11 protein-coding genes and 1 pseudogene are annotated in these 14,532 nt (G+C 57.9%); 7 read left to right on the top strand and 5 right to left on the bottom strand.

Going from position 1 to position 14,532, the window contains the following annotated elements; translation table 11 throughout:
• Window positions 1-104: 104 nt before the first annotated feature.
• From AC007G_RS14725 to hisD, 3 genes and pseudogenes are all read right to left on the bottom strand, one after another.
• A complete protein-coding gene (locus AC007G_RS14725; protein ID WP_080718622.1) occupies window positions 105-1,298 on the bottom strand; it encodes a serine hydrolase domain-containing protein in 1,194 nt (397 codons plus the stop codon).
• A gap of 1,248 nt (window positions 1,299-2,546) precedes the next feature.
• Window positions 2,547-2,912, bottom strand: a pseudogene (locus tag AC007G_RS14720) (GntP family permease); the annotation flags it as partial.
• Window positions 2,913-3,012: 100 nt separating this feature from the next.
• Window positions 3,013-4,320, bottom strand: coding sequence for a histidinol dehydrogenase (gene hisD / locus AC007G_RS14715; protein ID WP_142630288.1), 1,308 nt, complete (start codon window positions 4,318-4,320; stop codon window positions 3,013-3,015).
• A 180-nt stretch (window positions 4,321-4,500) separates the two neighbouring features.
• On the opposite strand from hisD, the gene AC007G_RS14710 reads away from it, so the two are divergent.
• The gene (locus tag AC007G_RS14710) at window positions 4,501-5,517 is read left to right on the top strand and encodes a LacI family DNA-binding transcriptional regulator (protein ID WP_132467663.1); all 1,017 of its coding nucleotides are present in this window, start codon (window positions 4,501-4,503) and stop codon (window positions 5,515-5,517) included.
• Window positions 5,518-5,533: 16 nt separating this feature from the next.
• On the opposite strand, the gene AC007G_RS14705 is transcribed toward AC007G_RS14710, so the two are convergent.
• Entirely contained in the window at window positions 5,534-6,157 is a 624-nt protein-coding gene (locus AC007G_RS14705) for a glutathione S-transferase family protein (RefSeq protein WP_032698598.1), read from the bottom strand.
• Window positions 6,158-6,279: 122 nt separating this feature from the next.
• Here AC007G_RS14705 and AC007G_RS14700 point away from each other — a divergent pair, with 122 nt between their 5' ends.
• The 3 genes from AC007G_RS14700 to AC007G_RS14690 all read left to right on the top strand — a co-directional run bounded on the left by AC007G_RS14700 (window position 6,280) and on the right by AC007G_RS14690 (window position 9,939).
• A complete protein-coding gene (locus AC007G_RS14700; RefSeq protein ID WP_099001497.1) occupies window positions 6,280-7,428 on the top strand; it encodes an iron-containing alcohol dehydrogenase in 1,149 nt (382 codons plus the stop codon).
• 250 nt (window positions 7,429-7,678) lie between these two features.
• Window positions 7,679-9,331, top strand: coding sequence for an alpha,alpha-trehalase (locus AC007G_RS14695; RefSeq protein WP_032690349.1), 1,653 nt, complete (start codon window positions 7,679-7,681; stop codon window positions 9,329-9,331).
• Window positions 9,332-9,399: 68 nt separating this feature from the next.
• A complete protein-coding gene (locus tag AC007G_RS14690) occupies window positions 9,400-9,939 on the top strand; it encodes a GNAT family N-acetyltransferase (RefSeq protein WP_032690348.1) in 540 nt (179 codons plus the stop codon).
• 42 nt (window positions 9,940-9,981) lie between these two features.
• Here the strand turns inward: AC007G_RS14690 and AC007G_RS14685 are convergent, their stop codons facing one another.
• The gene (locus AC007G_RS14685; protein WP_032690347.1) at window positions 9,982-10,740 is read right to left on the bottom strand and encodes an SDR family NAD(P)-dependent oxidoreductase; all 759 of its coding nucleotides are present in this window, start codon (window positions 10,738-10,740) and stop codon (window positions 9,982-9,984) included.
• Window positions 10,741-10,859: 119 nt separating this feature from the next.
• Between AC007G_RS14685 and AC007G_RS14680 the strand changes: the two genes are divergently transcribed.
• From AC007G_RS14680 to AC007G_RS14670, 3 genes are all read left to right on the top strand, one after another.
• Entirely contained in the window at window positions 10,860-11,759 is a 900-nt protein-coding gene (locus tag AC007G_RS14680; RefSeq protein ID WP_047663559.1) for a LysR family transcriptional regulator, read from the top strand.
• 109 nt (window positions 11,760-11,868) lie between these two features.
• The gene (yhjD, locus tag AC007G_RS14675) at window positions 11,869-12,900 is read left to right on the top strand and encodes an inner membrane protein YhjD (RefSeq protein WP_032690345.1); all 1,032 of its coding nucleotides are present in this window, start codon (window positions 11,869-11,871) and stop codon (window positions 12,898-12,900) included.
• Between the two features lie 269 nt (window positions 12,901-13,169).
• On the top strand, window positions 13,170-14,492 hold the full coding sequence (locus AC007G_RS14670; RefSeq protein ID WP_032690344.1) for an MFS transporter: 1,323 nt from the start codon (window positions 13,170-13,172) through the stop codon (window positions 14,490-14,492).
• Window positions 14,493-14,532: the final 40 nt, after the last annotated feature.

Raw genomic sequence — 14,532 nt, 5'->3', positions numbered from 1 at the left:
ATCACACAAAAGATATTCAAGAAGACAGAGTAAAAATAAAAACATTATTTATCATGTAGATATAAATACATTTACTCAGTCTTCAGGAGAGTGACGGGACGCGCCTACAGGTGTGAGGACCGCTCAGACAACGGGGGACGTTGGTATACGCTGTCATATCCGCTACAGGGGTTGACCTGTTCGCCAGACAGAGGGGGACTTACCGACGGTGCTGATAGCCGATTTTGCAAAATAGCGTGGCCGATGTAGTTACTCCAGTTAAAGCTGTTTTGCAGCACCACCACCGCATTCTGATTAGCCTTATCAAAACCGATATAGCTGGAATAGCCACCGATATAACCCACCTGATAGGTGATTCTTTGCCCTGCGAGGGTATCGGTCACCCAGGCGATATTGGCCGCCTCTTTTTCCCGCGGATAGTAATCAACGCTGACGTCGGCAAAAGCCTTATCCAGCGCGGCATGTTGGGTCGGAGAAAAATGGGCGCGGGCGTATTCGATCAGATCGCGAGCATCGCTGTACAGGTTCGCCGCTCCGACCATATTGTTGCTGAACTGCCAGTCCGGCGTGAGCGCGCCGCGAGGTTTAAACTTCGGCTGGTCGCCGGCATGGCCGAGGGCCCGTCGGGGATATTCGCGCAGGGTCTGCGGAAGATAGCTGCTATTTCTCATCGCCAGCGGCTGGAAAATCATCCTTGAGGCCAGCGCCGCAACGGATTCGCCGGTCTGATAGGTAAGGATATAACCCAGAATTGCGTAGCCCAGATTGGAGTATTCCGGTTCATGGCTCAGCGGCGCGTTAAAGGTGCTCAGGTAACTCAGTACCCGCTCATTATCCAGTTCGTGATAGAAATTTTCGCCATCACTCAGATAAACCAGCAAATGCTCAAGCGACAGCAGGTTCATCGGCTGGCGCGGCAGGCCCGAAGTGTGCGTCACCAGCTGCAACAAGGTGATTTTTTTCGCGTCATCACTCAGCGGCGTACCCGGCGGTAACAACGTCAGTAGCGTATCGTCCCAGTGCAATCGCCCCTCGTTGACCAGCAGGGTTATCACCTCGGCGGTGGTGCCTTTACTCAGCGAACCCAGCGCAAAGAGCGTATCCGGGGTAATGGGATAACGGTTTTTGGCATCGGTCACACCATAGCAGTGGAACTCCGCCGGACCGTTGTGATGAATGATCGCCACCACCACGCCGCTGACCTGCTTGCGTTGCATATAGCGGCTGACGAACGCATCGATGGGCAGAACATGGCTATTTTGCCCGACCAGGCTGGTTTCATCTGAGGGGACGCTCATTTGTGAAAGCGTTCCGGAGCATCCTACAAGCAGCAGCGACGCCAATAGCACAGGGCTCAACTGCCTGTTCAAACCACACCTTCCTGCCGTACTGAAATCAAGGGGAGAATAAAGAGTCAGGGATCGTAACGACAGTCAACGGTCATTGCAAAGCGAACAGGCTGAAAAACGTCTGAACGACCGTCTGACACGCTGCCAGACGGTCTGCTCTGATTGGTCTCGTTACACCAGTCCCGTCGCGTAATAAACGCCAATAATGAAAAACGCCCCGAGAATCTTAAACAGCGTAATCCCGAGTATCGGTTTATAGGCCTGACGATGAGTTAACCCCGTCACCGCCAGCAGCGTGATGATCGCCCCGTTGTGCGGCAGCGTATCCATTCCCCCCGCCGCCATCGACGCGACGCGGTGCATCACCTCCAGCGGGATCCCCGCCGCATGGGCCGCCTCAATAAAGCGATCGGCCATCGCCGCCAGCGCAATACTCATGCCGCCCGAGGACGAGCCGGTGATCCCGGAGAGAATATTGATGGTGATCGCCTGATTAATGAGCGGGTTAGGGATAGCTTTCAGCGCATCGGCCACCTGGACAAACCCCGGCAGCGCAGCGATGACGCCGCCAAAACCGTACTCCGATGCGGTATTCAACGACGCGAGCATCGCGCCGCCGACCGCCACCTTACTGCCATCCGCCAGCTTGCCTTTCAGGCTGCGCCAGGCAAACAAAAAGATGGTGACAATACCGCACAACAGCGCCGCCATGACCGCCCAGATGGCGACCATCTTTTTGACATCGCTTTCCAGCGGCGCTTTCAGCCCCGGCAGGTCAATCAGGAAATGGCCGCCGTAGGTCAGAGGAATAAGCCAGGTAAAAATCAGGTTGGCGATACCGACCACCATCAGCGGCAACAGCGCGATAAACGGATGCGGCAAATTGAGGTCCGCCGGGGTTTCCGGCTCATTCACTAAATTTGTGCCGTAGCCTTCCCCGTTACGCTGCGCTTTACGCCGCATCGCTTCGAGATAGAGCCAGCCGCCGATCGCCACGAAGGCCGATCCGAGAATCCCCAGCCACGGCGCGGCCCAGGAGGTGGTGCCATAAAAGGTGGTCGGGATGATGTTCTGGATCTGCGGCGAACCCGGCAGGGCATCCATGGTGAAGGTAAAGGCCCCCAGCGCAATGGTGGCCGGCATCAGGCGTTTAGGGATCTGGCTCTGACGGAACATTTCAGCGGCAAACGGATAGACCGCGAAGACCACCACAAACAGCGAAACGCCGCCGTAGGTCAGCAGAGCGCACACCAGGATAATCACCGGCATCGCCTTGTTCTGGCCCATTAAGCGGGTCACGGCGCTGACAATCGAGCGGGAAAAGCCGGAAAACTCAATCAGCTTGCCGAAAACCGCCCCGAGCAAAAACACCGGGAAATAGAGCTTCACAAACCCAACCAGCTTATCCATGAAGATATCGCTGAAAACAGGCGCAACCGCCGCCGGTTGAGTTGACAAAACGGCGCCAAGTGCGGCCAGGGGAGCAAAGAGGATCACGCTGTAGCCACGATAGGCGGCTAACATCAATACTCCTAACGCCAGTAAGGCAATCAATACGTCCATAGGGCTATCCATCAGCGTGGCCGCCACTTTTCTCCGAGTTATATGGCGGCCGATGTTATCCAGAGGGGCTTATCCTGCCCTCCGCTTCAGTGCTGAATGCTCACTCGGGGATACCGGCGTAAGGCACATCTTTATGGCCATAGCGACGTACGCGAACGTTGGCCTGCTCGCCGTGTCCGGAGAACCCTTCCAGCGCGCACAGACGCGAGCAGTACTCGCCAATCTGCGCGGAAGCGCTATCGGTCAGTACCTTTTGATAAGTGCAGGTTTTGATGAATTTGCCGACCCACAGCCCCCCGGTATAGCGCGCCGCTTTGCGCGTAGGCAGCGTATGGTTAGTCCCGATAACCTTATCGCCATAGGCCACGTTGGTACGCGGGCCAAGGAACAGCGCGCCGAAGTTCTGCATATTGGCGAGGAACCAGTCAGGATCTTCCGTCATGACCTGCACATGTTCGAAGGCCAGCTCATTGGCAATCTTCAGCATCTCTTCCTTGTCCTGGGCGACGATAACCTCGCCAAATTTATCCCACGATTGACGAGCGATTTGCGCCGTCGGCAGCACCGCCAGCAAACGCTCAATCTCCGCCAGGGTTTCGCGCGCCAGCTTCCCGGAAGTGGTCAGCAGAATAGCCGGTGAATCCAGGCCATGCTCGGCCTGGCCCAGCAGGTCGGTGGCGCAGATTTCGCCATCCACGCTCTCATCGGCAATCACCAGGGTTTCGGTTGGCCCGGCAAACAGGTCGATACCGACGCGGCCGAACAGCTGTCGCTTGGCTTCGGCAACAAACGCATTTCCCGGCCCCACCAGCATATCGACCGGAGCAATGCTCTCAGTGCCGACCGCCATCGCCGCCACTGCCTGAATACCACCCAGACAGTAAATTTCATCCGCACCCGCCATATGCTGCGCCACCACAATGGCCGGAGCCGGTTTACCGTTAAACGGCGGCGCGCAGGTGACGATGCGCGGCACGCCGGCCACTTTAGCCGTAATGATCGACATATGCGCCGAGGCCAGCAGCGGGTACTTGCCGCCCGGAACGTAGCAGCCCGCCGCGCTGACCGGAATATTTTTATGGCCCAGAATAACGCCCGATAAGGTCTCCACCTCAATATCTTTCATGCTGTCACGCTGATGCTGAGCAAAGTTGCGCACCTGCTCCTGAGCAAAACGGATGTCCGCAATATCGCGTGCGGAGAGCTGGGCATAACAGTCGTCAATCTCCTGCTGGCTGAGACGGAAGTCCTCTCTGTCGAGCTTGTCGAACTTAATCGACAGCTCGCGTACCGCGGCGTCTCCGCGCGCTTCAATGTCCGCCAGAATTTTTTCCACCGCTTCACGAACGGAACGATCGTGCGTTTTTACCGCTTCAGATTCAGCCCCGCGTTTGATCCAGGTCGCCATAATTTGCCTCACTATGATGTTAATAAAATGCTAATGCATTCGAATTCATTTGTATCCTGGCGTGAATAAGATGTGATGAAAAGGATCAATGCATTCGAATGCAACGCAGATCGCAAAATGAGTGACAGCGGAGCAGATTCACGCATAATGACGAGGCATTCGTTAGCGGGAGACAAAGGAATGGCAGGTTCAATCAAACGAGCGGTGACAAGTTATGACGTTGCGAAAGCGGCGGGTGTCTCGCAATCTGCAGTTTCCAGAGCCTTTACCGACGGGGCGAAAATATCGCCCGCCACCCGGGAGAAAGTGCGCAAAGTCGCCGCAGAGCTCGGCTATCGGCCGAGCTTTATCGCGCAATCGCTGATCACCCGCCGCTCCAATCTGATAGGCATTGTGGTACCTGGACTGGTCAATCCGTTCTACTCGGCCGTCCTCGATGAGCTTTCGCATAAGCTTAATCTGATGGGATATCGGGTACTGCTGTTTTCCATGTATCGCGATGACGATACCACGCCGATCATGGAGGAGATCCTGCGCCATCGCGTCGAAGCGCTGGTGCTGGTTTCCAGCAGCCTCTCTTCCCACTTCGCCCAGGAGTGCCAGCACCTCGGGCTCCCGGTTTTGCTGCTCAATCGTAAAAATGACAGCCAGTCCGTCTCCAGCGTCACCAGCGACAACCTCGCCGGCGGCGCGGCGATTGCCGATTTTCTGCTGGATGCCGGCCACCGGCAGCTGGCGTTTATTGCCGGGAGAGATACCTCATCCACCAGCCGCGACCGGGAAACCGGCTTTCGCCACCGGCTGGATATGCGCGGGGCCAGGCCCCCGTTGCGCGATAGCGGGATGTGGTCGATTGAAGAAGCGATGAACGCCACCCGCAGACTGATGGCCCTGCCAGACCCGCCGGATGCGCTATTTTGCGCCAATGACATGATGGCGATCGCGGCATTAAACGTCGTGGTGGGCGAAATGGGTATGCGGGCCGGCCACGATATTTCGGTCGTCGGCTTTGACGATATCGCGATGGCCAGCTGGCCGCTGATCGATCTCACCACCTGGGTGCAGCCGCTCTCGGAGATGGTGGAAGCGGCGATCGCGGTATTAAAGACGCAGTTGGATAGTGCGGAGGCGGCCCCCGTGCAGCACGTGTTGAAAGGCAAGCTCATTATCAGGGGCAGTACCCGGCCGCGGCGTTAACGCCGGGAGTCGACCGTCACGCCGTACCGTTATTGCCGTGGCGCATAAACGCCGGCCGCTGATTGAGCATCATATACCAGCGCTCAACCGCCGGCAGCTCCGGATGGGCAAAAGGGGTCATTTTCCAGCGATGTACCGACAGACCCAGTACGATGTCCGCCAGCGTAAACTGCGGGCCGGCGATCCATGCGCCGGTGCGCTGCAGCTGTGATTCAACGATGTGAACACAGCGGGTCCACGTAGCGATGCTCTCCTTAATCGCCGCCGGATCCTGAAAACGCGGGTCTTTGCGCACCAGACCCATAAATGCATAGCGCCAGGCATTGTTAAACTCCGTGGCCTGCCAGTCCATCCAGCGCTCAACATCCGCTGCGCCCTGAGGGGTCACCGGTAGCAGATCCTCGCGTCCGGCTTTGCGCGTCAAATAGCGGCAGATGCTGTTTGACTCCCATAGCACGAAGTCATCGTCGAGCAGCACCGGCACCAGGCCGTTTGGGTTCAGGGCGCGAAACTCGGCGCTATCGACCGGCTGGAAACCGCTGCCGTAATCCTCCTGCTGATAGGTCAGACCGACTTCATCGCAGGTCCATAACACTTTACGAACGTTAATTGATGAGCGTTTGCCCAGTATTTTTAGCATCGTGACATCCTTAAGCGAAGGAACGTGACTTCCACCCTACTCTATCCGGCGACAAAGAGGCAGCCTGCCGGATAATGTGTATAGTTGATTTCAGTCTTTTTTGCTGACACAGGGAACCCGCCATGCTGACTCCGTTTACTGTTTTCACGCCCGGCAATATCCGTTTTGGCCGCGGCCTTGCCCGTAGCGCTGCCCCCTGGCTGGCCCAGCGTACCGCGAAGGTACTGCTGGTCCACGGCGCCAGCGCGCAGCGGGCCGGTTTTTTACTCACCGAGCTGCGCGCCCATCATCTTGAAGCGATGACGCTATCCGTAGCCCATGAGCCGACGCTGGAAGATATTGAACAGGGGGTGCGTCTGGCGCGGGAAAATGGCATCGGGGCGGTGGTCAGCCTCGGCGGCGGCGCGGTTATCGACGCAGGAAAAGCGATTGCTGCGCTGGTGCCGGCCTCGGGCCCGGTGATGGAGTATCTGGAAGTGGTGGGCAACGGCCGGGTATTAGAAGGGCATCCGCTGCCGTTTGTCGCTATCCCGACTACCGCCGGTACCGGGGCAGAAGTGACGAAAAATGCGGTGATTAACGTCCCTCAGCAGCGGCGAAAAGTCAGCCTGCGCGACGATCGGATGCTGCCGGACCTGGCCATCGTCGACCCGGCGCTGACCGATAACGCCCCGCGCGCGGTGACGCTCGGCTCCGGCCTTGACGCGATTACCCAGCTCATTGAGCCCTGGCTCTGTACCCGCGCCAATCCTTTTACCGATGCGCTGTGCCGGGCCGCTATTCCGCGCGGAATCAAAGCGCTCCGCACGCTGATGGAAAAAGAGTGCCCGGACAGCCGCGATGAGATGGCCTGGGTCAGCCTGTGCGGCGGCCTGGCGCTGGCGAATGCTGGTCTTGGCGTCATTCATGGGCTGGCCGGCCCGCTGGGGGGACTGAGCCATGCTTCCCACGGCGCACTCTGCGGCAGCCTGCTGCCTTACGGCCTGGCGCTCAATGAGTCGCAGGTCAGCAACAGGGCTATCCGCGAACGCTTTGACGAAGTCCGCCAGTGGCTGGCCGACGGGCTGGACGTCGAGCCGGAGACGGCCTGGGATAGCCTGCGCGAATGGAGCCGCGGCGCCGGGCTGGGGAATCTGCGCGAACTGGGCGTACCTCACGAGGCCCTGGAGCCTGCGGCGCTGGCGGCCAGCAGCTCCTCATCCATGAAAGCGAATCCGGTGCAGCTGGATAGCGAGCAGCTGCTGGAGATGCTGGAAGCGGCGTGGGAGTGACGCCCCGTTTTATCCGGCATAATTAGATTTTGTTGCAAAACGATTGCTCCGAATTCCCCCCTTCGACCCGGAGCAATTTGATATAAAAAAATCAATAAATTAGCCACATCTCTACCTAAACTTATCGCTAAAAAACGTGACCTGACGCACACTTTTATTTCCAGACACCGAAGCGAATGACTAAGCTTAATAGTCAGGCCGGGAGAGGCCCGGCGCCCTGAACTGACGCGATCCGGAGGTCCGTATCACTATGTCCAGCCAGACATTACGCAACGAGAATGGCGATAAACCGAAGATCGAGCGCGATCTGTGCTACGAAGCCGATCCGTATGAGTTAAAACTGGATGAAATGTTCGATGCCGAACCGGAGCCGGAGATCATCGAAGGCCTGCCGGCCTCTGATGCCCTGACGCCTGCCGACCGCTATCTGGAACTCTTTACGCATGTGCAGAAATCACGCATCTTTGCCGACAGCAAAACCTTCCCCGACTGCGCGCCAAAGCAAGATCCGCTGGATATCTTGATCCACTACCGGCGGGTGAAGCACCAGCCTGGATTCGACCTGCGCCAGTTTGTTGAAGAGCACTTCTGGATGCCGGACAACCGCACTGACGACTACGTGTCCGATCCCCGGCGATCGCTGAAAGAGCATATCGATAACCTCTGGCCCGTTCTCACCCGCGAGCCGCAGGATCATATTCCCTGGTCATCGCTGCTGGCGCTACCACAGTCTTATATCGTGCCCGGCGGGCGCTTTAGCGAAACCTACTACTGGGACTCCTACTTTACTATGCTGGGGCTGGCGGAAAGCGGCCGCGAAGACCTGCTGAAATGTATGGCGGACAACTTCGCGTGGATGATTGAAACCTACGGTCATATCCCCAACGGCAACCGTACCTACTACCTCAGCCGCTCGCAGCCGCCGGTGTTTGCCCTGATGGTTGAGCTGTTTGAGGAGGATGGCGTGCGCGGCGCGCGGCGCTATCTCGACCATCTGAAACTGGAGTATCAGTTCTGGATGGATGGCGCCGAATCGCTGATCCCGAACCAGGCCTATCGCCACACGGTGCGCATGCCGGACGGATCGTTACTCAATCGCTACTGGGACGACCGCGATACCCCGCGGGATGAATCGTGGCGGGAAGATGTGGAAACGGCGCGCCACTCCGGCCGCCCGGCCAACGAAGTCTACCGGGACCTGCGCGCCGGGGCGGCCTCCGGCTGGGACTATTCCAGCCGCTGGCTGCGCGATATCACCCGGCTGGCAAGCATCCGTACGACCCAGTTTATTCCGATCGATTTAAACGCCTTTTTATTCAAACTGGAAAACACCATTGCCAATCTATCCGGCCTGAAAGGCGACCGGGAAACGGAAACGGCTTTTCGCCAGAAAGCCAGCGATCGCCGGTCCGCGGTAAACCGCTATTTATGGGATGAAGAGGGCGGCTGTTTTCGGGATTACGACTGGCGACGCGAACAGCAGGCGCTCTTCTCCGCCGCCAGCATCGTAGCGCTGTATGTCGGCATGGCTACGCACCAACAGGCCGAGCGGCTCGCCGATGCGGTCCGCGCCCGCCTGCTGACTCCCGGCGGCATCATGGCCACCGAATATGACAGCGGCGAACAGTGGGATAAGCCCAACGGCTGGGCGCCGCTACAGTGGATGGCGATACAGGGATTTAAACTGTACGGCCAGGACCCGCTCGGCGACGAAATTGCCCACAGCTGGCTGCAAACGGTGAACCATTTCTATAAGCAGCACCATAAGCTGATTGAGAAGTACCACATCGCCGGCGGCGTTGCCCACGAAGGCGGCGGCGGCGAATATCCGTTACAGGATGGCTTCGGCTGGACGAACGGCGTGGCGCGTCGGCTGATAGGGCTGTACGGAGAACCCTTATAACCAGGTGCTGTTCCGACAATTCATGTCCTGCTATGGTCATAGCATCGCACTTTGCAGGAATTGTTTTCATGACCGAATTGCTTACGCCACGGCTGCACTGTTCACAGCTGAAGCAGGAGGACTGGTCTTTTTTTCTCGCTCTGCAGAGAGATCCGCAGGCGATGCTGTATATAGCCGATTCACGCCCGCTGTCTGAAATACGCGAGGCCTTCGATTCGCGTATTTCACCGTGGTCGCCAGGGGCAAAACAGTGGCTGTGCCTGGTGGTGCGCGACAGGGAGACCCGTATACCGCTGGGTCTGACCGGCTACCGGCATCATGAAGGCGGTTGCGCTGAAGTGGGCTTTTTATTTACCCCGGCCGCGCAGGGGCGCGGCTATGGCTATGAATCCCTGCGTGCGCTCTGTGATTTTGCCTTCAGCGCCGGAGGCGTACGGCGTCTGACCGCCACGGTTACCGCCGGCAACATAGCCTCGCGAAATCTGCTGCAGAAAACCGGCTTTCTGCAGGAGGGTGAGCTGCGCGAATGCTACTGGCTGAACGGACGCTGGCATAATGACTGGCTGTTTGGCCTGCTGCGTCGCGATTATCACACGCTGAAAATATAAGCTGAACGCTGCGCCTCTCCGCAGACGGAGAGGCGGTTACGATTACAGGAACATGCCGCCGGAAACTTCCACGCGCTGTGCGTTCATCCATCTCAGGTCATCGCTCAACAATGCCGCGATTGCATCGCCGATGTCATCTGGCAGCCCTACCCGACCCAGCGCCGTTTGCGCCGCAATATGCTGATTAACCTGAGCATTATCCCGCACTATTCCACCGCCAAAATCGGTTTCTATCGCGCCTGGCGCGATAATGTTGACCGAAATCCCGCGCCCTCCCAGCTCCTTCGCCTGGTAGCGGGTCAGCACTTCCATCGCCCCTTTCATCGCCGCATAGGCGGCATAGCCCGGCAGCGCGAAGCGGGCCAGCCCGCTCGACACGTTGAGGATACGTCCCTTATCCGCCAGAAGTGGCAGCAGGCGCTGGGTCAGGAAGAACGGCCCCTTAAACTGGATATTCATCAGCTCATCAAATTGTGCTTCGCTGGTCTCAGCAAAGGGGACGTTTAAACCGATCCCGGCATTGTTTAATAAATAATCAAAGGTATCGCGCTGCCAGCGCTGTTGCAGCAGTTGAGCCACATTCTGAGCGAAAGTGTCAAAGCTCGCCGTATCACCGACGTTCAACGCCAATGCCGCAGCTTTCACCCCTTTTTGCTCAATTTCATCCACGACTTCCTGGGCAGCCTGCGGGTTGCTATGCCAGGTGAGAATAATATCGGTTCCCTTCTCTGCCAGCTTCAGCGCGGCATTTTTTCCCAGTCCACGGCTGCCGCCGGTCACTAAAGCGATACGTTGTGCCATCAGAAAACCCCTTCTCAGTTGCGTTTGTCTGGTTAAAGAGCTTATTAGCTGCCAGTAAAACAATAAATGCGTTAAATTACGTTTTACTGTTCCAGTATTAACAACAATAGAGTTTCGGTATGGATAAAATTCACGCAATGCAGCTGTTCATCCGCGTCGCGGAGCTGGAGAGTTTTTCCCGCGCCGCCGAAACCTTAAACCTGCCTAAAGGGAGTGTCTCGCGCCAGATTCAGGCGCTGGAAAACCATCTGGGGGTGCGCCTGCTGCACCGCACCACGCGTCGGGTTCAGCTCACCCAGGACGGGATGGTCTATTACGAACGCGCCAGGGACCTGCTCAGCAATCTCGATGAGCTGGACGGCATGTTTCAGCACGATCCGGCCACCATCAGCGGCCGCCTGCGGGTGGATATGCCGGTTGGACTGGCCAGGAAACTGATCATTCCGCGCCTGCCGGCTTTTTTGCAGCAGTACCCGGGCGTTGAACTGGAGCTGAGCAGTAGCGACCGGTTGGTGGATGTGATTCGCGAGGGGTTTGACTGCGTGGTGCGCGTCGGCACGCTGAAAGACTCCGGCCTGATCGCCCGTCCGCTGGGTAAGCTGACGCAAATTAACTGCGCCAGCCCGCAGTATTTATCACGCTTCGGCTACCCGACCACGCTCGACGATCTGGCCGGTCACGCTCTTATTCACTATGCCAGCACCCCTGGCGCTCGCCCGCTGGGGTTTGAGGTGATGAGCGATGGCGTTGTCCAGTGGGTGAAGACCGGCGGCACGCTCACCGTTAACAGCACGGAAACCTATCAGGCCGCCTGCCTGGCCGGGCTGGGGATTATCCAGGTTCCGCGTACCGGCGTCCGCGAAGCGCTGCGCACCGGCGAGCTGATTGACATCCTGCCGCAGTACCGCGCGGCACCGCTGCCGGTATCGTTAATCTATCCGCACCGACGCAACCTTTCCCGTCGGGTACATCTGTTTATGGAGTGGCTGGGGAGCGTGATGAAAGAGTACGTCGATTAGGCGACGCCGCCCTTTATCCGGCGGTCGTTCGGACGCTTCGCAGGTCTATGAAGGATTTTACGTATATAATTTTGAAGAATCTCGCTGTAAAGAAAGGAAGAAATCACTCATGACATCGGAAAACGACGCGAAACGCCCGACCCAGGATCCGGGCCAGCCGCCGGAAAAAAGTAAAAGCCCGCTGGCCGCCATCAACGACTCTGCCGTGGCGCAGAAGGCGAATCAGGCGTTAAAAAGCGTCACCGGAACAGCAGAAAAAGTTCAGAGGAACCCGATTATTGCGCACCTGCTGCGCGCAACCGAACGGTTTAACGACAGGATGGGAAACCAGTTCGGTGCGGCCATCACCTACTTTTCGTTTCTGTCGATGATCCCGATTCTGATGGTCTCCTTCGCTGCCGCCGGTTTTGTGCTGGCCTGGCACCCGACGCTGCTGCAGGACATTTTCGATAAAATCCTGCTTAATGTCAGCGACCCCACGCTGGCCGCCACGCTGAAAAACACCATTAATACCGCCATCCAGCAACGCACCGCCGTTGGTCTGGTCGGTCTGCTGGTTGCGCTCTATTCCGGTATTAACTGGATGGGCAACCTGCGGGAGGCGATTCGCGCCCAGTCGCGCGACGTCTGGGAGCGAGCGCCGCAGGACCAGGAAAAGATCTGGATGAAATACTTCCGTGATTTTATCTCGTTGATCGGCCTGCTGGTGGCGCTGGTGGTGACGTTATCGATAACCTCGGTCGCCGGTTCCGCGCAGCAGATGATCATCTCCGCGCTCTATCTTGATAATATTGAGTGGTTGAAACCGGCCTGGCGGCTGATCGGCCTTGCTATCTCCATCTTCGCCAACTATTTGCTGTTTTTCTGGATCTTCTGGCGCCTGCCGCGCCACCGTCCGCGGCGTAAGGCGCTGATTCGCGGTACCCTGATTGCAGCTATCGGTTTTGAAATCATAAAAATGATCATGACCTGGACCCTGCCCGCGCTGGTGAAATCGCCTTCCGGCGCCGCCTTTGGCTCCGTATTAGGCCTGATGGCCTTCTTCTATTTCTTCGCCCGCCTGACGCTGTTCTGCGCGGCGTGGATCGCCACGGCCGACTACAAGGATGACCGTCGTATGCCGGGCAAAGCCCACGATTGATGCCGTATCGGGCTGAAGAAAGGTACAAAATTCAGCCCGAATCATCATTTCAGCAGATAAATCCAACATGTAACTTTTATTTAACGCGGAACTGGTTTTATCTACTATTATTTTATTTGTGTGAAGCATTTCATAGAAGTTATTTTTCCGGCACGCAAATTATCCGCTTTTTGACCATTTTTTCACCACTCACGCCCCCTGTTACAGATTGAAATGTCCCTTTTGCTGTGGCTATATGACCTTTCGTTCGCTAAAAATAAGAAAGATCTATGCAAGCCACAGCCACCACACTCGACAAGCAGCAGGAAACCGCTCCGGTTAACTCACGCAATAAAGTCGTCGTCGCCTCCCTCATCGGTACCGCCATTGAGTTCTTCGACTTTTATATCTATGCCACCGCCGCGGTGATCGTATTCCCGCACATTTTCTTCCCGCAGGGTGACCCGGCCGCAGCTACGCTACAGTCGCTGGCGACGTTTGCCATTGCCTTTATTGCCCGTCCGATTGGCTCTGCGCTATTCGGCCACTTCGGCGATCGCGTCGGCCGTAAGGTCACCCTGGTCGCTTCGCTGCTGACCATGGGCATCTCCACGGTGGTGATCGGCCTGCTGCCCGGTTACGAGAGCATTGGTATTCTGGCGCCGATGCTGCTGGCGCTGGCGCGCTTCGGCCAGGGGCTGGGGCTGGGCGGTGAATGGGGCGGCGCGGCGCTGCTGGCGACCGAAAACGCCCCGCCGCGCAAGCGCGCGCTGTACGGCTCTTTCCCGCAGCTCGGCGCGCCTATCGGCTTCTTCTTCGCCAACGGCACCTTCCTGCTGCTCTCGTGGCTGCTGACCGACCAGCAGTTCATGGCATGGGGCTGGCGCGTACCGTTTATCTTCTCCGCCGTGCTGGTGATTATCGGGTTGTATGTGCGCGTGTCGCTGCACGAGACGCCGGTGTTCGCCAAAATCGCCGCCGCGAAGAAACAGGTCAAAATCCCGCTGGGGACCCTGCTGACGAAGCATGTGCGCGTCACCGTGCTCGGCACCTTTATCATGCTGGCGACCTATACCCTGTTCTATATCATGACCGTCTATTCCATGACGTTCAGTACCGGCGCCGCGCCGGTGGGTCTCGGCCTGCCGCGGAACGAAGTGCTGTGGATGCTGATGATGGCGGTCATTGGCTTCGGCGTGATGGTGCCGGTGGCGGGTCTGCTGGCCGACGCGTTTGGTCGCCGTAAGAGCATGATCGTGATTACCACGATGATTATCCTCTTCGCGCTGTTCGCCTTTAAACCGCTGCTGGGCTCCGGTCAGCCGGTTCTGGTCTTCGCCTTCCTGCTGTTGGGCCTGAGCCTGATGGGGCTGACCTTCGGCCCGATGGGTGCGCTGCTGCCGGAGCTGTTTCCGACGGAAGTGCGCTACACCGGCGCATCGTTCTCGTATAACGTTTCGTCGATTCTCGGCGCCTCCGTCGCACCGTATATTGCCGCCTGGTTACAGGGCAACTACGGCCTGATGGCGGTCGGCCTCTATCTCGCGGCCATGGCCGGGCTGACGCTGATTGCGCTGCTGTTGACCCACGAAACGCGCCATCAGTCGCTGTAATCCCTTACTGCCCGGCGCGCCGCGCCGGGCACGCTTCTTC

The organism is Klebsiella sp. CSG-1, assembly GCF_056521145.1.
The sequence above is the reverse complement of the archived record's forward strand: the minus strand, read 5'-3'. Positions and strand labels throughout refer to the sequence as shown.